General features: G+C 62.2%; 16 protein-coding genes. 13 read left to right on the forward strand and 3 right to left on the reverse strand.

The genetic code is table 11. The annotated features are described in order from the left end of the window. Positions 1-11: 11 nt before the first annotated feature. From EII26_RS05630 to EII26_RS05640, 3 genes are all read left to right on the forward strand, one after another. Positions 12-530, forward strand: coding sequence for a MogA/MoaB family molybdenum cofactor biosynthesis protein (locus tag EII26_RS05630; RefSeq protein WP_124888168.1), 519 nt, complete (start codon positions 12-14; stop codon positions 528-530). Between the two features lie 279 nt (positions 531-809). Beyond that, entirely contained in the window at positions 810-1,049 is a 240-nt protein-coding gene (locus tag EII26_RS05635; RefSeq protein ID WP_124888169.1) for a hypothetical protein, read from the forward strand. A 324-nt stretch (positions 1,050-1,373) separates the two neighbouring features. After that, positions 1,374-3,173 carry an alpha-amylase family glycosyl hydrolase gene (locus EII26_RS05640; RefSeq protein WP_199735084.1) on the forward strand — a complete coding sequence of 600 codons (1,800 nt, stop codon included), beginning with the start codon at positions 1,374-1,376 and terminating at the stop codon, positions 3,171-3,173. Positions 3,174-3,213: 40 nt separating this feature from the next. On the opposite strand, the gene EII26_RS05645 is transcribed toward EII26_RS05640, so the two are convergent. Further along, the gene (locus EII26_RS05645; RefSeq protein ID WP_158612177.1) at positions 3,214-4,143 is read right to left on the reverse strand and encodes an AEC family transporter; all 930 of its coding nucleotides are present in this window, start codon (positions 4,141-4,143) and stop codon (positions 3,214-3,216) included. Between EII26_RS05645 and EII26_RS13110 the strand changes: the two genes are divergently transcribed. Beyond that, positions 4,138-4,461 carry a hypothetical protein gene (locus EII26_RS13110; protein ID WP_158612178.1) on the forward strand — a complete coding sequence of 108 codons (324 nt, stop codon included), beginning with the start codon at positions 4,138-4,140 and terminating at the stop codon, positions 4,459-4,461. The two genes, EII26_RS05645 and EII26_RS13110, sit on opposite strands and share 6 nt — an antisense overlap. A 59-nt stretch (positions 4,462-4,520) precedes the next feature. Here EII26_RS13110 and rd read toward each other — a convergent pair whose 3' ends face one another. Then, positions 4,521-4,679, reverse strand: coding sequence for a rubredoxin (gene rd, locus EII26_RS05650; protein WP_124888171.1), 159 nt, complete (start codon positions 4,677-4,679; stop codon positions 4,521-4,523). Between the two features lie 220 nt (positions 4,680-4,899). Here rd and dnaX point away from each other — a divergent pair, with 220 nt between their 5' ends. The 7 genes from dnaX to galU all read left to right on the forward strand — a co-directional run bounded on the left by dnaX (position 4,900) and on the right by galU (position 16,510). Further along, positions 4,900-6,699 carry a DNA polymerase III subunit gamma/tau gene (gene dnaX / locus EII26_RS05655; RefSeq protein ID WP_158612179.1) on the forward strand — a complete coding sequence of 600 codons (1,800 nt, stop codon included), beginning with the start codon at positions 4,900-4,902 and terminating at the stop codon, positions 6,697-6,699. Position 6,700: 1 nt separating this feature from the next. Further along, positions 6,701-10,159 carry a DNA polymerase III subunit alpha gene (gene dnaE / locus EII26_RS05660; protein ID WP_124888173.1) on the forward strand — a complete coding sequence of 1,153 codons (3,459 nt, stop codon included), beginning with the start codon at positions 6,701-6,703 and terminating at the stop codon, positions 10,157-10,159. Between the two features lie 128 nt (positions 10,160-10,287). Further along, a complete protein-coding gene (pyk, locus tag EII26_RS05665) occupies positions 10,288-12,042 on the forward strand; it encodes a pyruvate kinase (RefSeq protein ID WP_124888174.1) in 1,755 nt (584 codons plus the stop codon). A 56-nt stretch (positions 12,043-12,098) separates the two neighbouring features. Beyond that, entirely contained in the window at positions 12,099-12,905 is an 807-nt protein-coding gene (gene cdaA / locus EII26_RS05670; protein WP_342447302.1) for a diadenylate cyclase CdaA, read from the forward strand. A gap of 58 nt (positions 12,906-12,963) precedes the next feature. Beyond that, positions 12,964-14,205 (forward strand): CdaR family protein, encoded by a 1,242-nt coding sequence (locus EII26_RS05675; RefSeq protein ID WP_124888176.1) that lies wholly within the window; start codon positions 12,964-12,966, stop codon positions 14,203-14,205. A gap of 7 nt (positions 14,206-14,212) precedes the next feature. After that, on the forward strand, positions 14,213-15,562 hold the full coding sequence (gene glmM, locus EII26_RS05680) for a phosphoglucosamine mutase (RefSeq protein ID WP_124888177.1): 1,350 nt from the start codon (positions 14,213-14,215) through the stop codon (positions 15,560-15,562). 75 nt (positions 15,563-15,637) lie between these two features. Then, complete coding sequence (gene galU, locus EII26_RS05685) at positions 15,638-16,510, forward strand: UTP--glucose-1-phosphate uridylyltransferase GalU (RefSeq protein ID WP_124888178.1); 873 nt, start codon at positions 15,638-15,640, stop codon at positions 16,508-16,510. Positions 16,511-16,652: 142 nt separating this feature from the next. Here galU and gyrB read toward each other — a convergent pair whose 3' ends face one another. Further along, a complete protein-coding gene (gene gyrB, locus EII26_RS05690; RefSeq protein WP_124888179.1) occupies positions 16,653-18,569 on the reverse strand; it encodes a DNA topoisomerase (ATP-hydrolyzing) subunit B in 1,917 nt (638 codons plus the stop codon). Positions 18,570-18,836: 267 nt separating this feature from the next. Between gyrB and EII26_RS05695 the strand changes: the two genes are divergently transcribed. Continuing rightward, entirely contained in the window at positions 18,837-19,739 is a 903-nt protein-coding gene (locus tag EII26_RS05695; RefSeq protein WP_233572624.1) for a YitT family protein, read from the forward strand. Positions 19,740-19,878: 139 nt separating this feature from the next. Next, positions 19,879-22,719, forward strand: a complete 2,841-nt coding sequence (gene secA, locus EII26_RS05700) for a preprotein translocase subunit SecA (protein WP_124888181.1) — start codon at positions 19,879-19,881, stop codon at positions 22,717-22,719. Positions 22,720-22,726 lie beyond the last annotated feature (7 nt).

The raw sequence follows: 22,726 nt of genomic DNA on the forward strand, positions 1-22,726 counted from the left end.
GTCGATCGGGTGTGTTTACGGCTGCGGTGCTTACGGTGAGCGACCGCGGGGCGCGCGGTGAACGGCAGGACGCGAGCGGCCCGCGGATCGAGGCGATTCTGAAGGGGTGCGGTTACGAGGTCGTCCACAGGGAGGTCGTCCCCGACGAGACGGAGATGGTTGAAGAAGCGCTCGTCCGTCTCTGTGACGAACGGGATGTCGCCCTGCTTGTCACGACCGGCGGGACGGGATTCTCCCCGCGCGACGTGACGCCCGAGGCCACGGAACGGGTCTGTGAGCGGATGGCGCCGGGGATTCCTGAGGCCATGCGTGCGGCCAGCATGAAAATAACGCCGAGGGGCATGCTCTCGCGCGGTGTGGCGGGGATCCGGGGCCGGACCCTGATCGTGAATCTCCCCGGCAGCCCCAAGGCTGCCGCGGAGAACCTGGAGGCCGTCGCTCAAACCCTCGGGCACGGGCTGGAGATGCTTCGGGGCGGTCCCGCCGACTGCGGTGCGCATTCAGGGGAAGGCTGCACACGCCAACCTTGATCGTATTTTATTTCATCGGCATTTCAGGTCACCAGTCTTTTGTTTAGCTGCTTATTTAAAATTAGCATATTAGGTAAATATATCTAGGGATGATTAGGCATATCCTCCCATACAGAATCCTCTGTATAGACGGTACAATATTTAACCGAAGAAGGGGAAAGGTGGAGCTGGTTCGTTGGGGGATGATAAGGTGTGTATCGTCCAGGGTGTTTTTGCTTTGCCGGCTCCGATCTGTTGTGCCCGTTCCGTACCACCACTCTAAAGAGGGAGGACTACACAATGAAGTTGACCAGCTTTTTGTTCTTTGGCGCGGGGGTCGCCTTTGGCATCGGTGTCATGTATGCGGTCAAGAGCGACACCGGTAAGAGGATAGCCTTGGCCCTTGCGAGTAAGGGGTACGAGCTTAAGGGACGCCTCGCTTCCATGGCGGACGAGGTGAAGGATACTGTGGGCGACGTCGTTTCCGAAGCCCGTAATGCTGTCAAGAAGCAGGATGCCCAGGCCTTCGGCGCTCAGTAAATCAAGGACTTTTTAAACCGGACCCAAACGAGAGGGCCTTTGCTCGAGCAAGGGCCCTCTCGTTTGGTGTTACCGGGAAGATGAACGGTGCGGGCTCTGTGCGTTGCTTCATTTTTTTCTTCTTCCTGGGAATCTGCTGTTTGGATCTGAAATCTTTATGGGCACAATCTCGTTTTACCGGCCGAGAACAGGAAGATGGAAAGTCTGTTTTGATATAAAATAAGATTGAGTCAAACCTAAACTGTCTTTTTATTGAATACGCGGCCATTGATGGACGTGTCATTCATTCGCTTTTTTCAGCATTTGTCCGGGGGAGGCGGAAACATGGCAAAACAAAAGAAAAACAGAAGCGGTATGGGCGCTGTTCCCTATGAGGGCGGGACCGCGTTTCGCGTCTGGGCGCCTCATGCGGAACAAGTTTGGGTCATGGGGGATTTCAACGGCTGGTCCAGGACAAAGGATGCCTTGAAAACGGAGAACAACGGATATTGGTATCTGGACGTGCCGGGGGCCCGCCCCGGGCAGGAGTACAAATACCTGATCAAAAACGGCGATAGGGAACTGGAACGTATCGACCCCTATGCCCGTCAAGTCACCAATTCGGTCGGCAACGGAGTCATTTACGACCACCAGCACTTTGACTGGCAGGGCGACGATTTTACCCCGCCGGCGCACAACGCACTTGTCATCTACGAAATGCACATAGGTTCCTTTTTCGCGGATGAGGAGGGAAAACCGGGGGATTTCGACAGCGTGCTCCTCAAGTTCGAACATCTGGTCAAGCTTGGGGTGAATGCGGTCCAGGTGATGCCGATAGCCGAATTCGCCGGGGACTATTCCTGGGGCTACAACCCGGCCCACATCTTTGCGGCGGAGAGCGCCTATGGTGGTCCGGACGGGTTCAAACGCTTTGTGCGCGAAGCCCACAAGCGGGGCATCGCCGTCATTCTGGATGTGGTCTACAATCACTTTGGACCGAGCGACCTGGATCTCTGGCAGTTCGATGGCTGGCAGGAGAACGACAAGGGGGGCATCTATTTCTACAACGACCATCGGTCGCAGACCCCATGGGGCGACACGCGCCCGGACTACGGCCGTGGCGAAGTCCGGCAGTTCATCCACGACAATGCCCTGATGTGGCTTGAGGACTACCGCGTGGACGGCTTGCGCTACGATATGACCCTCTATATCCGCAGCGTCCATGGTGACGGGGGGGAGGAAATTCCCGAGGGCTGGGGCCTGATGCAATACATCAACCGCACGGTTCGGGATCGTTTCCCCGGGCGGATTCTCATCGCGGAGGACCTGAACGACAACAGTGCGGTCACCGCCGATACGGAGCATGGAGGTGCGGGGTTCCACACCCAGTGGGATGCCCAATTTGTGCATCCCGTCCGCGCCATGGTCATTGCGGCGGAGGACGCACAGCGCTCCATGGAGGCGGTCGGCAGGGCCGTCGCATTTCGCTATGGGGAGGATGCCTTCAATCGGGTGATCTACAGCGAGTCTCACGACGAGGTTGCCAACGGCAAGGCCCGCGTCCCGCAGGAGATCAATCCCGAGGACCCCACGGGCTGGTATGCGCAGAAACGTTCCACCCTGGCCGCCGGACTGGTCTTTACTGCGCCGGGCATCCCCATGATCTTTCAGGGGCAGGAATTCCTCCAGGGGGAGTGGTTTCGCGACGACGTCCCTCTGGATTGGGACTTGAAGGAGGAGTTTCACGGACTGGTCCGGCTTTATCGCGACTTGATCCTGCTCCGTCTCAATCGCCGGGAACACACGCGAGGGCTTTGCGGCCAGCATATACACATCACCCATCTCAACGAGGCGGAGAACGTTATCGCGTTCCAGCGGTGGGACGAGCATGGGGCGGGGGATGACGTCATGGTCGTGGTGAATTGCAGCGGCGCGGCCAAGGAAGACTACCTCCTCGGCTTCCCCGAGAAGGGCGTCTGGAAACTGCGCCTGAACACGGATGCCGGCATCTACAGCGACGATTTTTCCAATTGCGCCAGCCGGGACGTCGAGGCCCTGGAGGGGGAGCGCGACGGTTTGCCGGTACAGGCTCCGGTGACGATAGGCCCCTATTCCGTACTTATTTACAGCCAGGACAGGCAATAGACGGGGCGGTTTTTATTTTGATCGCGGTGGCCGAGACTCTTTATTGCACTGCGCCCAGCAGGTGAAGCCACAGGGGTAAAGAGACCATGGAGAGCAGCACGGAGGCCGTCGTGCCCAGCGCACAGAAGTCGCTGTCCATGCCCATTTCCTGGGCAATGATGGTGGTGTTGACGGCCTCGGGCATTGCGGCCAGCAGCGTTCCGGCCTGAATAAAGATCGGAGGAAGCCCGAAGAAGGTCAGCACCGTATAGGTGACGATGGGATGGACGACCATTTTGAACAGCAGAAGCTTCCAGGTCGAGACAAGGGTACGGCCGGCGTTCCTCAACTCGATTTTTGCCCCGAGCATCAGGAGGGCCAGCCCCGTTCCGATATCCGCGACCATTTTGAGGGACATGTCCAGCCATTGAGGCAGGCGGCTCAGGTCCAGCAGGACGAGGAACAGAGCCAGGATGCAGGTCATGAAAAGAGGGTTCCTCAGCAGTTGGCGCCCCGTTTTTTTGAGGCTGTCGAACGAGAGTTCGCCGAAGAGGGCCAGCTGTCCGCTGCCGATCGACAGAAACTGCATGAAGGCCAGGGAAAAGGCAAGAAGCATGGAGCCCGCGGCAACGCCGGGCTCTCCCAGGGCAAGCCCCAGTATGGGCAGGCCGGCAAAGAAATGGTTGCCTCGGATGGACGTCAGGGAAAGGGTTGCGAAACGTTTGGGGGGCTCTCCTCGGCGGGCCAGGAGCCAGACGGAGAGGACGGTGACGAGGTAGGGGGTACAGGCCGCCAGGGCGAAGGACCAGGGGTTCGGAATCCGGGTCTGGGCCCCCAGAATGCCTCGGAGCAGGATGGCGGGCATGGCGAAGGCGTAGAGGAGGGCGTTGTTCTCCTTCAGGGTCTGAGGGGTGAAAAATTTCCTTTGGCGCAGAAACCATCCAAGGGCGATGATCAGAAAAATGGGAAGGACGATCAAAACGGCTTGCATTCCATTATCACTCCAAATGGCAACGAGTTTATGGGGCCGGGACGGACGGGCGACGCGCTTCTGGGGCCGTCCGGGAGGTTCGCGGGCATCGCCGCAGCATTCGCAGGTTACACCTGCGAAGAGCTGGGCGCCTGCGCCTTCCTCTCGCGATATCCGCATCGCGAGAGGAAGATATCGATCGCCGCAGCATCCGCAGGTTACACCTGCGAAGAGCTGGGCGCCTGCGCCTTTCTCTCGCGATATCCGCATCGCGAGAGAAAGATATCGATCGCCGCAGCATTCGCAGGTTACACCTGCGAAGAGCTGGGCGCCTGCTAAAATAAAAACGATTGACCGGCGGTCAATCGTTTTTTGTGCGCTTTTCCGGGAGGCCGTTTCTACTCCGGCTCGAACATGTCCTTCGTCACGGCGCAGACCGGGCAAACCCAATCGTCCGGAATATCCTCGAACGCGGTACCCGGAGCAATTCCAGAATCCGGGTCGCCCGTTTCGGGGTCGTAAACGTACCCGCAGACGGTACAGACATATTTCTTCACTATGAGATCTCCCCTTCCCTCTCTATTGTCGGCGAGAAAGTCGACTCTCTCCCCTTTAAGCACTTATTATAACGCGATACGGGGCTTTGTGGCAAATTTCGTGGCCTTCTGTGCCGGAGATCGGGAGTCCATCGGTTGATGGTACAATTGAAAAGTTCTGCGGGCTCGCGAGTCGACGCCGCGGAACTTTTGCTCTTAAACGATATCGGGGGGCGAGGTTGTGGGTGTTTCACTGTATCGTCAATATCGTCCTCAGAGGTTTTCCGAGGTGTCCGGCCAGTCGGCGGCGACGGAGATCCTGACCCGTTCTCTGGCTGGATCTCGAGTCGGCCACGCCTATCTCTTCTCGGGACCCAGGGGCTGCGGCAAGACCACCGTCGCGCGCATATTGGCGAAGGCTTTGAACTGTCTTGCACCCGTGGCCGAGGAGCCGTGCTGCGAGTGCCGAAATTGTCAGGCGATCTCGGCGGGCGAGAGCCTGGATGTGGTGGAGATCGATGGAGCGTCGAACAACAGCGTCGACGAGGTCAGGGAGCTCAAGACTCACGTGGCCCTGGCCCCTTTTTCCTCGAAGTACAAGGTCTACATCGTAGACGAGGTTCATATGCTGTCCACAGCGGCCTTCAACGCCCTGCTCAAGACACTGGAAGAGCCGCCCTCCTATGTGGTGTTCGTCCTCGCGACCACGGAACCCCATAAGGTGCCTGTAACAATCCGCTCGCGCTGTCAGCATATCCCGTTTCACAGCATCGGCACCCGCCAGATTTGCGATCGTCTCCTGAAGGTCGTGGAGTGGGAGGGGGCGGAGGCTCAGCCCGAGGCTCTGTGGGAGATCGCCCGCCAGGCCGATGGGGCCCTCCGGGATGCGCTCTCCATGCTGGAGCAGGTGGTCTGCAGGGGGGAGGGATGCGTCCGCCTGGAGGATGTCGAGGCGACCCTGGGCGGGGGAAGTCGTCCCGCTCTGGAGCGCTGGTTTTCGGGCCTCCGCAGGCACGAAGGGGCCTCCTTCACGGAGATGGAGCGGATGATGGCCGAGGGGGCGTCGCCCCAGCGGATTTTGGAGGAACTCTTTGCCCTGGTGCGGAACCTGTGGCTTGTTGCCCGCTGGCCGGACCTTCTTGCTTCCCTGGACGTCTCGGAGCAGGAACGGGAATTCCTGAGGGCGGAATCCCCCCAGTGGACGGAAGCGGTCCTCAGGGCGCTGATGTCCCGTCTGGTGGAGCTGATCGGGCAGTCACGCACGGGGCTGCGCTCCGACGTTCTCATGGGGCTTTTGATGTTGGACGTCTCCCGGACGCTTGAGCCCGCTGCGGAAAGGGGCCTCCGTCCCGGCCCTCTCGAGCCGTCTCGGGGGAAAGCGAGGGCATCTTCGGCCCGCACCCCGCCGAGCGAGTCCAAAGAGGAGTTGGCGTCGGCGGAGGCGGCAACTCCGGTCCCCGTTGTCGCGTCGGAGCGCGCTCTGGAGCCTGCGGCGCTTCGTGAGGAGGGGGGGGCGAACGCCTCGGCCCTGCCCGGAGCGGACTGGGTGCCCTTGGCGCAGGATGTCTGCGAGGATCTGCTGGCCGTCGCGCACGGCAGGGACTTCGTCCTGTACTGCGCGCTTTTGCATGGGGAGTTCCGGGAGTCGGAGGGGCGTTTGCTGCTGGGCGTTCCGTACCGCTACGTCTATGAGGTGCTCGCCCTGAGCCGTAATCGTTCGCTCCTTGCGGAACTTTTTGCCCGCTACGAGGGAGGCGTTTTTCTGCGCTGCGGGGAGCGCATGACCTCCTGCTCTCCGGCCTCCCGGGAGGAAAGGCCGGGCGATTCGGCCTCCGATTCCGGGGAGGAGGCCGAGCCCCCTCGAACCCCGCTCTCCGAGGCCGGGGAGGACCCTTCCGACGACGGGGGCGGATCCCTTCCCTTCGACGGACTGGTGCGGGAGGTATCCCGCTGGATGAACGGCGAGGTCGTCCTGGTGAAACGCGGGCTCGACGAGGCGGAGAACGGGACGATCCCTGACGAGGACAAGGACAACGAATGATATGACGAGACCTTTCGTTCATTTGCACGTGCATACGGAGTACAGCCTTCTGGACGGGGCCATCCGAACCAAGGATCTTGCCCGCAAGGTTTCGGGATGGGAGGTCCCCGCCGTCGCGATGACGGATCACGGAGCGATGTACGGCGCGGTGGAGTTTTACGAGAATTGCCGGGCCAACGGGGTGAAGCCCATCCTGGGGTGCGAGATCTATGTGGACCCCGATGGACACAGATCCCGGGAGAAAAAGGGGAAGAACAATCATTTGATCCTTCTTGCGGAGGACGACGAGGGATATCGCAACCTCATCAAACTGGTGTCGATCGCCAACACGGACGGTTTTTACTACAAGCCGAGAATCGATCACGACCTGCTGGCCCGGCACGCCAAGGGCCTGATCGCCTCGTCGGCCTGTCTTGCCGGAGAGATTCCCCAGCTGATCCTCGGCGGCAGGGAAACGGAGGCGGCCGATCGGGCTCTTCTGTACCGCGATATCATGGGCGAGGGCAATTTCTTCCTGGAGATCATGTCGAACACGCTTCCCGAGCAGGCCCTCGTCAACAAGGCTCTGGTCCGGATCTCGCGGGAAACGGGAATTCCTCTGATCGCGACGAGCGACGCGCATTACCTCGACGCCGAGGATTTCGGCTGGCACAAAATTCTGCTGCGCGTCAACACCCGGGCCGACGACACCGACGACGCTTTCGGCTTCAGCGCCAACGACTTCTATCTGAGGTCGCCGGAGGAGATGAACGCCTTCTTCGGAGCGGAGCTGCCGCAGGCGCTGGACAACACGGTGGCGATCGCCGAGCGCTGCCGCGTCGAGCTCGACCTGAAATCGGGATCGTACCAGCTGCCCAGCCTGGACCTCGCCGACGGCGTTACCCTGGAGACGCATCTCGAGGAGGAGGCCCGGGCCGGGCTGCGCAGCCGCCTGCGTGCGGAGACGCCTCCGGCGGAGTACTCGGAGCGTCTGGAGTACGAGCTGGGCGTAATCAACTCGATGGGGTTCGCGGCGTATTTCCTGATCGTGGCGGGCATCATTCAGGCGGCGAAGGACCGGTCCATCCCGATCGGGCCGGGACGGGGGTCGGCCGCGGGGTCCCTGGTGGCCTGGAGCCTTCGCATCACGGACCTCGATCCGCTGAAGTACCGCCTGCTGTTCGAGCGATTCCTGAACCCGGAACGGATCAGCATGCCCGATATCGACACCGACGTCTCGGACAAGGGCCGGGACGAGGTCCTGAAGTACATCGTGGAGCGCTACGGCAGCGACCGGGTCTCCCAGATCATCACCTTCGGGCGAATGAAGAGCCGTCAGGCGGTCAAGGACGTCGGGCGGGCGACGGGGGTGGAGTACGCCCTGATGGATCGGGTGGCGAAGCTGATCCCCGCCGACGCGAAGAGCATCGGGGAGGCCCTGGAACGGACGCCGGAGCTTCGGCAGGCCGTTCAGGAGGAGCCCCGCATCCGAGAGGTCCTGGACGTCGCGGCGCACATCGAGGGGCTGGCCCGTCACGCCTCGCAGCACGCCGCCGGCGTCGTGATCACTCCCGTTCCCATGACGGACCTAGTGCCGATCCGTCGCATCAAACCCGCGACCTCGCTCGCCTCGGACGGCGGCCTCGACATCAGCCAGACCGTCACGCAGTTCACGATGGAGCCCATCGAGAAGCTGGGATTGGTCAAGATGGATTTCTTGGGGCTCAGCACCCTGTCGATCATCGAGGAGGCTCTGGAGAACATCCGGCTCAACGGCAAGCCCGTACCGGACCTGGACAGGATTCCCATGGACGACCCGGCGGCCTACTCCCTGCTTCAGGAGGCCGACACGATGGGCATCTTCCAGTTGGAATCGTCGGGGATGCGGGCGATGCTCCGGAAACTGCGCATCGACTGTTTCGAGGACCTGATCGCCGCGCTGGCCATGTATCGTCCCGGTCCGCTGGAGAGCGGGATGGTGGACCAGTATATCGACTGCAAGCATGGAAGGGCCCGTCCGCACTATCCTCATCCGCTCCTGGAGGACGTGCTGCGGGAGACCTACGGGGTCATCCTGTACCAGGAACAGGTGATGCAGTGTGCCTCGGTCCTGGCGGGCTATACGCTGGGCGAGGCGGATCTCCTGCGGCGCGCGATGGGCAAGAAGAAGGTGGAGGTCATGCAGGAACAGAGGGCCAAGTTCCTGGACGGCGCCGCCCGCAAGGGCATCGAGGCCAAGACGGCCGAGGGCATCTTCGACCTGATCGAGAAGTTCGCGGGCTACGGATTCAACAAGTCGCACAGCGCGGCGTATGCCGTGATCGCGTACCATACCGCCTACCTCAAGGCAAACTACAAGGCGGAGTTCATGGCAGCCTACCTATCCAGTCAGATGAAGGCCAAGAAGGAGGTTCTGGCGCACTACGTGCGCGAGGTGCGTCGCGGCGGCCTGTCCGTATTGCCCCCGGACATCAACTCCTCAATGGAGAGCTTCACCGCGGTGGGCGATCTCATTCGTTTCGGCCTGGGGGCCGTGTCCCGGGTGGGGCACAACGCGGTCGACGCCATCGTTGCGGCTCGGAGAGAGGGGAAGTTCAAGTCCCTTTGGGATTTTGTCCGGCGCGTCGATCTGCACGTCGTCAACCGGGCGACGATCGAAAATCTGGTGAAGGCGGGTGCCTTCGATGAAATACTGCCGAACCGCAGGCGCCTCGTCGAGGTCCTGGCCGAGTTCGTGCAGGGGGCCCAGAGGCTGGAGGCGGGGGGGAGCCAGCTCTCGCTCTTCGATCTGGCGGAGGACGACCCCGCCGGCGAGGAGGGCCCCGACATTCCGGAGGTCGAGGACTACGCGCTTTACGACAGGCTGGACTACGAGAAGGAGGTCACGGGGCTCTACATCTCGGGCCATCCCTTCGACGGCTGCGAGGAGGCGATCGGCAGGTTCACCAACTGCTCCATCGCGGACCTGCCCTATTGGCAGGGGCGGACGGCCCCGAAGGTGGGGGGGATCCTCCTCTCCGTGACGGAGAAGACGACCAAGAAGGGGGCGGCCATGGGCCAGATGCTTCTGGAGGATTCCAACAGCAGCATCGAGATGGTGGCCTTCCCCAGAACCTGGGAGGCCGTCAAGCCCCAGGCCCGATTGGGGGTGCCCTGCGTGGTCGAGGGCAGGATGGGGGACAGGGAGCCCAAGAACTTTATCGTCGAGAGGCTGACACCGCTCTCGGAGGCCGGGGATTCGGGGATCGTCCGTATTCGTCTGAGGTTGAATCTCGTCCCCCGGGAGTTGAACGTCCGGGATTTCGCGAAGGCCCTGAGGGATTGTCGAGGCGCCTCCCCCGTCCTGCTCGAGTTTCTGGACGACAGGGACTCCTGTGTCGTCTATCTGAACGATTTCAGGGTCGATCCCTCCGTACCGTCGCGCCTCGAGACCCGGCTCTCCGAGATCGTTCCCTTGGAGGCCTTGGAGGTCGTCTGCTGACGGGTTTTCTCCGGGCGATCGAGAGGAACCCCTGAGGGGAAGGATTGTGCGGAACCGACGGCTTCGTATGGCCGTTGTCCCCATGGCGTATCTGGAAAGGTTACAATACGTTCCGAGGTGATTAGGACATGTTCGTGAAGATCGTTTGCACGATAGGGCCGGCCAGCGAGAATTACGGGACCCTCAAGGCGATGGCCAGGGCGGGGATGAACGTCGCGCGCCTCAACTTCAGCCATGGCGACTACGAGGGGCACGAGAGGAAACTGGGCCTGATCCGGCGCGTCGAGCGGGATATGGGTTCGCCGATCGCCGTTCTGCTGGATACGAAGGGCGCGGAGATCCGCACCGGGCAGATGGAGAACGGGGAGGTTGTGCTGGCCAGGGACAGCACGGTGATCCTCACCGGAGCGGGCGAATCCTTTACTGGGACCTCCGAGCGCATCCACATCAACTACCCCCTGCTCGCACAGGAGGTCGCCCCCGGTCAAAGCCTCTATATCGACGACGGGACCCTGCACCTGGAGGTCGAACGGGTGGAGGGAGAGGATGTCCTGTGCCGCGTCGTCGTCGGCGGCCCCCTGAGGAACACGAAGGGGGTCAACATCCCCGGGGCTACCCTGTCGCTTCCGGCGCTCTCGGAGAAGGACAAGGAGGACATCGCCTGGGGCATCCAGCACGGCATGGAGTACCTGGCCGTCTCCTTCATCAAGACACGAGGGGACGTCCTCGAAGTGCGCAGGCTGATCGAGAGCCACGGGGGCGCGATGAAGATCATCGCCAAGATCGAGACCCATCAGGCCGTCCAGAACCTGGCGGAGATCGTCGAGGTGGTGGACGGCATGATGATCGCCCGAGGCGACCTGGGGGTGGAGATCCCCACGGAGGATGTCCCGCTCGTCCAAAAGCACATCATCGAGATGTGTCGCTCGCGCGGCAAGGTCGTGATCGTGGCGACGCAGATGCTGGATTCGATGATCCGAAACCCGCGTCCCACCCGTGCTGAGGCCAGCGACGTTGCCAATGCCGTCCTGGACGGTACGGATGCCGTCATGCTGTCGGGGGAGACGGCGTCGGGGGCCTATCCGGTGGAGGCCGTGAGCACGATGCGGCGCATTGTCGACCGGGCGGAGGAGGAGCTGGGGATATGGTGCCTGCCCTGCCGCGAGCGCAGCTCGGTGTTCGGTGTCCCGGATGCGGTGAGCGACGCGGCCGTGCTGATATCCAAGCAAGTGTCGGCCTCGGCCATCCTCTCGCTGACCAAAAGCGGCTCCACGGCCAGGATGATCAGCAAGCATCGTCCTTACTGCCCGATTCTCGGGGTGACTCCCTCCCAGCAGACGTGGCGTGAGCTTGCGCTGTGGTGGGGGGTGCAGCCCGTTCGCCTGGCGGAGCTCTCGGACGTGAACGTCGCGGCCCGGGAGGCGATCAACGCCTGCGTCTCCGGAGGGTACGTTCCGGAGGGCGAGCTCGTCGTCATTACGGCGGGCATTCCTCTGGGACAGCCGGGATCCACGAATATGGTCGAGGTGCTTACGACGGGCAAGATTTTGCTCTCCGGAACGCCTTTGGTACGGAGGAACGCCACGGGCAAGGTCTGCCTCGCACGGACGCCCCAGACGGCCCTGGAGAAAGGGCATGAGGGGTGCATCCTTGTCGTTCGCCAGATCGAGGAGGCGCATCGTCCCGTCATGGAGAAGGCGGCGGCGGTACTCGTAGAGAGCGGGGCGCTGGTGGCCGAGGGCAACGCCATGGCCCTGGACTACGATCTGCCCTGCGTCATCGGCGTTGCGGATCTCTTCTCAACCCTTTCGGACGACGATATCGTAACCGTCGACGGAATGCGGGGACTGATTTATGCCGGAGACGTCAAGCTTGTCGTCTGAGGGGCCAAGCCGAACCCCAGGGCCGAGGCGAAGTGGAGTGCGCCATGTGGGCTGACGTGAGAACCTTTTTCGATATCTTCATCGTCTCTCTGGTCATCTATCGCATTCTGGTGCTGATGGTCGGAACGCGGGCGATTCAGCTGCTGAAGGGGGTGCTGATGCTTCTCCTCTTCTATCTGCTGGCCTCGATGCTTCAGCTCCGGCTCGTCTCCTGGCTGTTGGGCAAGGGGCTTTGGGCTCTGAGTTTCGCCATTCCCATCGTCTTTCAGCCGGAACTTCGAAAGATGCTGGAGGAGATCGGGCGCGGGAACCTGTGGCGTCACAAAATCCCTCTGGACGAGGCGAAGAACCTCAGCCGTCAGGTTGCAGGGGCGCTGAACTACATGAAGATCAACCAGATCGGGGCCCTCCTGGCCCTGCAGCAGGAGACCGGGCTGGGGGAGTACTGGCGCACGGCCGTCCATCTGGGGGCGGAGGTGTCTCAGGAGCTCCTCATATCGATATTTTGGAAGGACAATCCCCTGCACGACGGGGCCCTGATCATGGACAGGGAGAATCTGATTGCGGCCGGCTGCTATTTGCCCTTGGCCGATGCGCCGGAGATCTCCCGATGGTACGGAACTCGTCATCGTGCGGCTTTGGGGCTCTCCGAGGTCTCCGACGCGTTGGTTCTGATCGTCTCCGAGGAGCGTGGGGAGGTGTCCCTGGCCTTCAAGGGGCACCTTTCGAAAAATTTGAAGGAGCCTCAGTTGGAGAAGTTGCTGCTGCACTATTTCTCGGGACGGGAGGCCGTGCGCAGGACCTGGAGAGACCGCTTCCAGCGACTGGTACAATTGTTCTGGGAGTCCCCGGCGCAGCTCTGAGAAATGCCGGGGCGGGCGCGTTGGACGCGCCTCCCTGAGAGAGGGATGACTTAATTTCATGATCTCATCGAAGAATTTTGACGAAATCCTGACGTCCCCTTGGAGCCTTTGGGCCATCTCCGTCACGGCCGCGCTGTTGATGTGGTTCTACGTCATGGAATCGGATGAAAGCGGCTATGTGACGAGGCGTTTTTCGTGTCCGCTGGAGTATGAATCCCTCGACGCCCAGGCGACGCTGCGCAACAAGGTCTCCGAGGTCGATGTGGAGATTCGGGGACTGGAAGAGGTCCTGGCCCGTTTCGATTACGATTCCGTCTCCTGCGTCGTGGACCTCAGAAACCTGTCTCCGGGCAAGAAGTACACGCAGGACGTGAGGGTGAACCTGCCTCCCAACGTATCGCTGGTCTCCTGCACCCCGTCGCAGGTCGTCGTCGACCTGCTGCGCCAGGTCGTGCGCCTCATGCCCGTCGAGGTCGTCCTGCCCCAGGACATCCCCGACGGACAGTATCTGGAGGGGGTGGAGATCGTCCCGAAGGAGATCGCCATCCGCGGGGGGGAGAAGGATATCTCCAAGATCGGAGCGATCCAGATTCAACCGACCGTTCAGGAACTGCAGTCGGGCAAGGAGCTGCTCCTGCCCGTGAAGCTCTCGCAGTCCGAGCCTTTCGACGAGGAGGTCGCTCTGGAGCCCTCTCAAGTCCGGATGCGTGCCTCGTTGGTGCGCGGGCTGCCGAAGAAGAAGGTGCCCGTCAATCTGCGTCTGAGCGGTAAGCCCTCCTCGGACTACGAGCTCAAGGCCGTGGTGACGGACCCCTCCGAGGTGTACCTCGAGGGGCCGGCTTCCAGGCTGTCGCAAATTTCCTCGGTCGAGACCGAGACGGTCGATATCTCCTGGCTATCGGCCGATCAGATGCTGGTCGTGCCCCTGAAAGCGCCCAACGTGAAGGGGGTGTCCATCCTGAACGTCAAGTCGGTCCGTTTGTCGGTTCATCTGGAGCCCGCCAAGGCGACCACCCAGTTTTCCAACATCCCTGTCGCCATAAGGGCGGGGTCGGGCGAATCGGAGTGGGCCGCGGCCCCTTCGGTCGTCGTCGTGACGGTCGAGGGACTGCCCTCCAGAATAGCCGATATACGGCCCGAGGATGTCGGGCTCCAGGCTTATGTGGATCTCTCCAATATTTTTGTGGACTCCGCGGCTCTGCCGGTCAGGGTGGAGATCGCCTCGGAGGATCTGAAAGTGGTAAAAATTGAACCTCCCACCGTGACTGTGAGCACGGCGGAGGGCTCGGTGGGACGGTGAAGGCGTCATGAGGAACAAAAGAGTTCTGTTTGGGACGGATGGGGTCCGGGATGTCGCGAACCGCGGCGGGATGACTCCGGAGATGGCCCTGCGCCTGGGGAGGGCGTTCATCCTGTTCCTTGCGGAACGGGGAGTGCCGCGTCCCCGAATCGTTCTGGGGCGGGATACCCGACGCTCCGGTATGATGTTGGAAGGAGCCTTGTCGGCGGGGATGACCTCCGCCGGAGCCGAGGTCCTCTCCGTAGGAATCATCCCCACCCCCGGGGTCAGCTACGCGGTGCAGCACCTGGCGGCGGATGCGGGGGCGGTGATCAGCGCCTCTCATAACCCTGCGGAGTACAACGGTATCAAATTTCTCGATCGGGACGGCTGCAAACTTTCCGACGAGTCGGAGCTGAGCATCGAGGAGTATTTGGGCGACAATCTGACGGACGACTGGCGTCCGACCGGAGCTTCCATAGGAGAGATCCGCCAGATGCCCCACCTCGTGCACAGCTATGCGGAGCACTTGGCCTCCCTTCTGTCCTACAAGGACAACCTTCCTTCCAGGGTCGTGTTCGACTGCGCGCACGGAGCTGCCGGAGCGGTCATGCCGGCCCTTCTGGAACGGCTCGGGGTCAAGTGGTCCCTCATCGGGGCGGACCCGGATGGGCTCAACATCAACGAGGGGGTCGGGGTCATCCATATGCGCCACCTCGGCAATTACGTCAATGAGTTCTGCTGCGACCTGGGCTTTGCGTTCGATGGGGATGCGGACAGGGTTCTGATGGTGGACTCGAAGGGCAGGCCTATAGACGGCGATATCGCGATCTGGGTGCTGGCCCGCTGGCTTTCTGCCCGGGAGATGCTGGGGAATGGGGTCGTCGTGACGGTGATGAGCAACATGGCGCTCGAGGAGCACCTGAACAACGAGCAGATTCCGGTCTTTCGCTGTCCCGTGGGGGACCGCTACGTCCTGGAGACCATGAGGCGCCGTCAGGCCAGGCTCGGGGGCGAACAGTCCGGCCACATCATCGCCGACGCCTTCACCCGTACCGGGGACGGTCTGTGCACGGCGCTCGTCCTCCTGAATGCCCTGAGGGAGCTTGACGAGGACGTCGATACCTTGGTGGACCGCTTTGGCCGCTACCCACAGAAGCTCTCGAACCTGGTCCTGAGCCCGAAGTGCGTCTTGGATATGGAGCGCGTGGATGCGATCGCCGAGGAGGCCCAGCAGGGCATCAGGGGACGCGGGCGCGTGCTCGTGAGGCCCTCCGGGACCGAACCCCTGCTGCGCATCCTGGTCGAGGCCAAGGAGGAGCCCCTCGTCGATGAAATCTCCGCGCAGCTCATGGAACAGCTGAAGGCCTATTGCTGAGGAATTCGGGGCTGTCCCTGCGGGGGGAGCGGCGCTGAGCGCTGTTTTGAGGTAAGAAAGCGAGAACGAGATCTTATGAAACGTCAGTCGAAAGTAACGAAATGCCTGTTTCCCGTCGCCGGGCTGGGCACTCGTTTTTTGCCGGTGACCAAGGAGCTCGCCAAGGAGATGCTGCCCCTGGTGAACCGTCCGATCATCTCTTATGGCGTCGAGGAGGCTCTGGCCTCCGGGTGCTCGGATATCATCATGATCACGGGACGGGCCAAGCGTTCGATAGAGGACTACTTCGACCGGTCCTTCGAGTTGGAGCACCTGCTGAAGGCACGGGGAAAGGATGAGCTTCACGACCGGATGGTGGCGATCTCGAACCTGGCGGAGATCCTCTACGTCCGTCAGAGGGAACCCCTGGGGCTGGGGCATGCCGTGCTCTGCGGGGAGCCCTTCTGCCGTGGGGAGTACTTCGGCGTCGTCCTGCCGGACGACGTGTTTCTGGGCGAACAACCGATCATGTCGCAGCTGATCGACGTCCATGATCGGCTGGGGGGGACGGTGATCGCGCTCGAGCGCGTGGCGCGCGAGGACGTCTCCCGCTACGGCATCGTCCGGTCGGAGCCGCTCGAGGGGGATATCCACCGCATCCTGGACATGGTGGAGAAGCCCTCCGAAGAGGAGGCGCCCAGCGACTATGCCATCATGGGACGTTATGTGCTCTCCCCGTCCATTTTTCCTCTGTTGGCGGAGGGGCAGCTGGGGGCGGGAGGGGAGATTCAGCTCACCGACGCGCTTCGGCGTCTGGCTGCCGTGGAACCGGTCTGGGGGGTCGTCTATCGGGGGCGACGGTTCGACTGCGGAACCCAGAGGGGATGGCTTGCGGCCAACGTTCAGCTGGCCCTGGAGGATCCGGAGCTGCGTGACGTCGTCCTGAACGCTGTGAAGGCGGCACTGTGAGGGGGAGCGGACTTTCCTCTCGCGAACGCGTTGCAAACGAGGTTGCAAACGAGAACGAATCGCATGCGGCGGGCTTACGTCCCTTCAAAGGGGATGTGTAAGCCCGCCGCGTTGCAATCCATCTCGCCTTGGCGGTTCCCGATCAGATGTCCAGGTTCTTGACCTCGTGCGCGTAGGATGTGATGAAATCCCGCCTGGGCTCGACCTTGTCGCCCATCAGGATGTCGAAATATTCGTCGGCCAGGAGGTCGTCGTTGAGGTCGATTCTCCTGAGCACCCGGTTTGCGGGGTCCATCGTCGTCTCCCAGAGCTGGGAGGGGTTCATCTCTCCAAGCCCCTTGTAGCGCTGAACTCCGATCTTGGATGATTCCGGAGCTTCATCCACGTACTGACGCAGTTCCTTGTCCGAATAGCAGTACTGAACCTGCTTGCCCTTCTGGACCCTGTAGAGCGGGGGCTGTGCCAGGTAGAGATAGCCCTGGTTGATCAGCTCCGGCATGTGGCGGTAGAAGAAGGTCAGAAGCAAGGTGCTGATATGGGCACCGTCCACGTCGGCGTCCGTCATGATGATGATCTTGTGGTAGCGCAGCTTTTTGGCGTCGAACTCGTTGCCGATGCCGCAGCCCAGCGCCTGGATGATCGTGCGGATCTCGTTGTTGGAGAGCATCTTGTCGAGCCGCGCCTTCTCGACGTTCAGGATTTTGCCCCTCAGGGGAAGGATGGCCTGAAACGAGCGATCCCGCCCCTGTTTGGCGCTGCCACCGGCGCTGTCGCCCTCGACGATGTAGAGCTCCGTATTCTCCGGGGTCCTGGAGGAACAGTCCGCGAGCTTCCCCGGGAGATTCATGCCCGTCATGGAGCCCTTTCGGACAAGCTCCCGCGCCTTCTTGGCGGCCTCCCGGGCCTGTCGGGCCCGGAGGGCCTTTTCCACGATGGGGCGGAGGAGGTCGGGCGCGTCCTCAAACCAGGATAGGAGCCCCTCGTAGACGAAGGAGTCCACGGCACCCCTCACTTCGCTGTTCCCGAGCTTGGTCTTGGTCTGGCCCTCGAACTGGGGATTTCCCAGCTTGACGGACAGCACGCAGGTCAGCCCTTCCTTGAGGTCGTCGCCGGTGAGGTTCTCGTCCTTGTCCCGCAGAATCTTGTGGGTTCGGGCGGCCTCGTTGACGGCACGGGTCATGGCCGTCCGGAGCCCGGAGACATGCGTGCCCCCCTCGATCGTGTGGATGAGGTTGGCGAAGGAGAACACGCGCTCCAGATAGCTGTCGTTGTATTGGAATCCCATGTCGATGGCGATGCCGTCCCGTTCGCCGGAGAGAATCACGGGGGGGGCGAACAGCGCCGTCTTGCCCCGGTCCAGGTACTCGACAAAGGCCCGGATACCCCCGTCGAAGTGGTATTCCTTCCTCTCGCCGCTGCGTTCGTCGTCGACGGCGATGCACAGTCCCGGGTTCAGGAACGCGAGCTCGCGGAGGCGGCTTTTGAGCACGTCCAGGGAATGGCGGACCTCCTCGAAGATCGCGTCGTCGGGGAGGTAGCGGATCTGGGTGCCCCGCCAGTCCGCCGGAGTCCCGGGCGAGAGCTCGGTGACGGGAATGCCGCGCTCGAACCGCTGGGTCCGCTGGATTCCGTCCCGGGCGATGGTGACCTCAAGCCATCTCGAAAGCGCATTGACGACGGAGACGCCCACGCCATGAAGCCCCCCCGAGACCTTGTAGGCGCCATTTCCGAACTTGCCCCCTGCATGAAGGATGGTGAGGACGACCTCGCTGGTCGGACGTCCGTTGTAGGGATGGGGGTCCGTGGGGATGCCGCGTCCGTTGTCCCGGATGCTGATGCTCTCGTCGCCATGGATGGTGACCTCGATGCGGTCGCAGTGCCCGCCGATCGCCTCGTCGACGGCGTTGTCGACGACCTCGTAGATGAGGTGGTGGAGCCCCCGGGCTCCGGTGTCCCCGATGTACATGCCGGGACGTTTGCGTACGGCCTCGAGCCCTTCCAGTACCTGTATGCTTCCGGCGTCGTAGCCGCCTGTCGCGTTCTTGATGTCCTGCGTCATCTCGTAACCTTTTCCTCCCGGTGTGGCCTGCCGATTGCGGAAAAAACGCTCCCATTCCCTCGTCGAACGGGAAACGTGGAGCGTGGGGAGCTCTCGAGCCTTTTTCGGGGGCTCCCGGCGAGGGGCTTTCGTGGTATTTTTACTCTGCCCTCCCGCCCCGCAGGGCTGATATGATACATTGTCGTGTAAAACGTTTTGTGTCCAACCTGTTTATTATACCGTATTCGTCAGGGGTAAAAATTCCGAAGGGAAAGGTGCGTTCGAATCTTGAAGGTCCTGTCCGAACAAAGCATGCGCGTCAAGAATTTTCTGCTCTCCCTGCCCGGCCTCCTGCGCCGGGAGTGGAGGGCCGTCCTGGCGGTTCTGACGGCGAACGTCGTCTTCGCCTTCGCGGTCAGCTATTTCACCCTGCCCTACCGCTTTCCCGATCTCGGAATATCCGGTCTCGCCGTGCTCTCCAACTACGTGTTCGGCATATCGCCCAGCTGGATCATCTTTATCGGCAACGTGCTGCTGATCTTCTGGGGACGGAGGAGCCTGAACCTGCGTTTTTTGGTGCTGACCTTCTCCTCCATCGTCATCTTTTCGCTGTTCATCCCGATATTTCGGGACATCCCCCTGAACCTTCCGAGGGACAAGTTCATGGCCACGGTCATCACGGGGCTTCTGAAGGGCGTCGCCATCGGCATGCTCTTCAACATCGGAGGGTCCAGCGGCGGGCTCGACATCGTCGCGATGGTCCTGCGCCGGCGTCATGGAATAGAGGTGGGGCGTTTTTTCATCTTCGTCAACTTCTTCATCCTCGCGCTCTCGGTGGGGGTGGTGGGGCTGGAGCCCGTGGTCTATGGAGCCGTCGGCCTCTATGTCTTCGGCATCACTCTGGACAGTGTGACGCGCAGCTTCGACAAACGCAAACAGGCCTTCATCATCACGAACGTTCCGGACGAGGTCTGCCGATTCATCACCGCGAAGGGCAAGGGGGTGACGCGCCTCGAGGGGCACGGAGCCTACACGGGGCAGCCTCGTCCCGTACTGATCTCCCTGCTGGAGCCTCGGCAGGTGGTTCAGCTCAAGGCGTTTCTCAAGGAGAAGGACCCCAGGGCCTTCGTCTCCATCTGCGATGCGACCGAGGTGCTGGGACAGGGATTCAAGAGCTGGAAATCGCTTTAGGGGGCGGGCCGGAACGGTTGGTGCAGGGACGGTGGGCGGCGGCGCTTGCGCTATAATGACGTGAGCGTCTGGATTGGCGGAGAAAGACAACGGAAAACGCTCCCGCTTCCGAAGGGGCGTTGTCAGAGGTGAATTCTGAATGATATGGAACAAACTGAAGAAGGCGCTGGGGCTCGATCCCAACGAGCGTGCGCTGAGGAAGTACGAGGCCGTTGTGGAGCAGATCAACGAGCTCTCGGAGGAGCTGGAGGCCAGAGGCGAGGACGAACTGCGGGCCATGGGGGTCCGGCTGCGCGAGCGGGCAAGGGACGGGGAGGACCTCGCGGACCTGTTGGTGGAGGTTTTTGCGCTGGTGCGCGAGGTGTCCCGGCGGACGATAGGGCTTCGGCACTACGACGTGCAGCTGATCGGAGGCATGGCCCTGCACGACGGGCGCATCGCCGAGATGAGGACCGGCGAGGGAAAGACCCTCGTAGCCACCTTGGCGGTCGTCCTGAATGCTCTCTCCGGCGAGGGGGTGCACCTCATCACGGTCAACGATTACCTGGCCAAGCGCGACGCCGCCTGGATGGCCCCGATCTACAACTTCCTCGGGCTCTCCGTGGGGGTCATCTACCCCTACATGCCGCCCGAGGAGCGGTACGAGGCCTACAGGGCGGATATCACCTACGGCACCAACAGCGAGTTCGGGTTCGACTACCTGAGGGACAATATGGTGATGCACGCGCAGCAGATGGTCCAGCGCTCCCATGCCTACTGCATTGTCGACGAGGTGGACTCGATCCTCGTGGACGAGGCGCGGACGCCCCTCATCATCTCCGGGCCCTCCGACGACAACGTCGAGCTTTACGTCAAGGCGGACGGGGTCGCCCGTCAGCTGACGGAGGGCAGCGATTACGGGAAGGACGAGAAGGAACGCAACGTCGCCCTCACGGAGGCCGGCATTCAGCGTTGCGAGGACATCCTCAAGATGCCGGGGCTTTTCTCCGACGCGGCAAAGTCCGAGCTGGCCCACCGCATCGTGCAGGCCCTGAAGGCCCATCGCCTGTTCCAGCGCGACGTCGACTACGTGGTGAAGGACGGGGAGATCGTGATCGTCGACGAGTTCACGGGTCGCCTCATGGTGGGGCGCCGCTATTCGGACGGGCTCCATCAGGCCATCGAGGCGAAGGAGCGCGTGAAGGTCGGGCGCGAGAGCCAGACCCTGGCGACGATAACCCTCCAGAACTACTTCCGCATGTACCGAAAGCTGGCCGGCATGACGGGCACGGCGGCCACGGAGGCCGAGGAGTTCAAGGAGATCTACGGGCTCCAGGTCGTGACCATCCCGACGCACCGGCAGATGGTCCGCCAGGACTTCCCCGACGTGATCTACGGGACGACCCTGGAGAAGTTCGGCGCCGTCGCCGACGACGTGGAGGAGTGCCACAAGCGCGGCCAGCCCGTCCTCGTCGGCACGACGTCCATCGAGAACTCCGAGCGGGTCAGCAAGCTGCTCAAGGCTCGGAAGATCCCCCATCAGGTCCTGAATGCGAAGCACCACGAGAAGGAGGCTCACATCGTCGCACAGGCCGGACACCTCGGGGCCGTGACCGTGGCGACCAACATGGCCGGGCGCGGTACGGACATCATGCTTGGAGGAAATCCCGAGTTCCTGGCCAGGGAGAGGCTGCTCTCCGACCGCCCCTCGCTCGATTGGACCGTCAAGGGCCTGGATGAGGAGGACGTCTACGCCTACTTCGTGCGCTACTCGAATCTGCAGGCCGAGGATCTCGCGCGCAATTACCTGCGGGACCGCCGCCTTGCCGGCGAGGGAGGGAGCACCTTTGAGTTTTTGAGCGGTGTCTTCGGCCGCATCAAAAAGGCCTACGAGACTCATCTCGAGGTGTTCCGTTCCGATTGCCAGGGGGAACACGACAAGGTCGCCGCTCTGGGGGGGCTGGCGATCATCGGAACGGAGCGGCACGAGTCGCGGCGCATCGACAACCAGCTCCGGGGACGCTCCGGACGTCAGGGCGACGCGGGCATGAGCCGCTTCTACCTCTCGCTGGAGGACAATCTGCTGCGTCTCTTCGGCTCCGAGCGCATTCAGGGCCTGATGGGGCGGCTGGGCATGAGGGACGGAGAGGCCATCGAATCCGGTATGCTCTCGAAGGTCATCGAATCCTCCCAGCACAAGGTCGAGCAGATGCACTTCGACATCCGCAAGCAGCTGCTGGCCTACGACAACGTCATGAACCGTCAGCGCGAGGCCGTCTACAGCGAACGTCAGACCATCCTGAACGACGGGGAGATCGTCGACTACGGCTGGGGCGTTATCAACGGGGTCATCGCGGAGCTTCTGGACCGCTATTTCCCAGAGGAGGGGGAGCCGGACGCCGCGCGGGCGGCGGCCCGGATACGCGCCATTTTCGGTTCGGGGAGCGACGAGCTGGTGGCGAAGCTCGACAGCCGGGAGGGTCTTGAGCTGGTGCGGGAAGAGATCGTCTCGTTCCTGAAGGCCCGCTATGACAAGAAGGTCGAGGAGCTGACGCCCGAGATCGCTCAGGGCCTCGTCCGCTACGTGGTGCTCAACACTCTGGACGACGCCTGGCGCGACCACCTCCTGGCCATGGACGAGCTGAGGCGCGGCATCGGCCTGAGGGCCATCGGGCAGAAGGACCCCCTGTTGGAGTACCAGTTCGAATCCTACAATCTCTTTCAGGAGATGATGCTTCGGGTTCGGGAGTCCTTTGCGGAACAATTTTTCCGTGTCCGCGTGGTGACCGAGGACGAACGACACAGCAAACGCCACGTCTCCGAGGGGCGCGACTTCCAGCTTCCCGGCTTCGGACCGGGTGCGGGGACTCCGGAGGACTTGCCGCGCGGCGGGGAGGGGCGGCCGGAGCCCGTCCGGAAGGGGCCCCGGGTGGGGCGTAACGACCCCTGTCCCTGCGGGAGCGGGAAAAAGTACAAGCATTGCTGCGGCAAAGCCTCGTGAGGACCTC

This window comes from Fretibacterium sp. OH1220_COT-178, from assembly GCF_003860125.1.
In the GTDB taxonomy this organism is placed as follows: Bacteria; Synergistota; Synergistia; order Synergistales; family Aminobacteriaceae; genus CAJPSE01.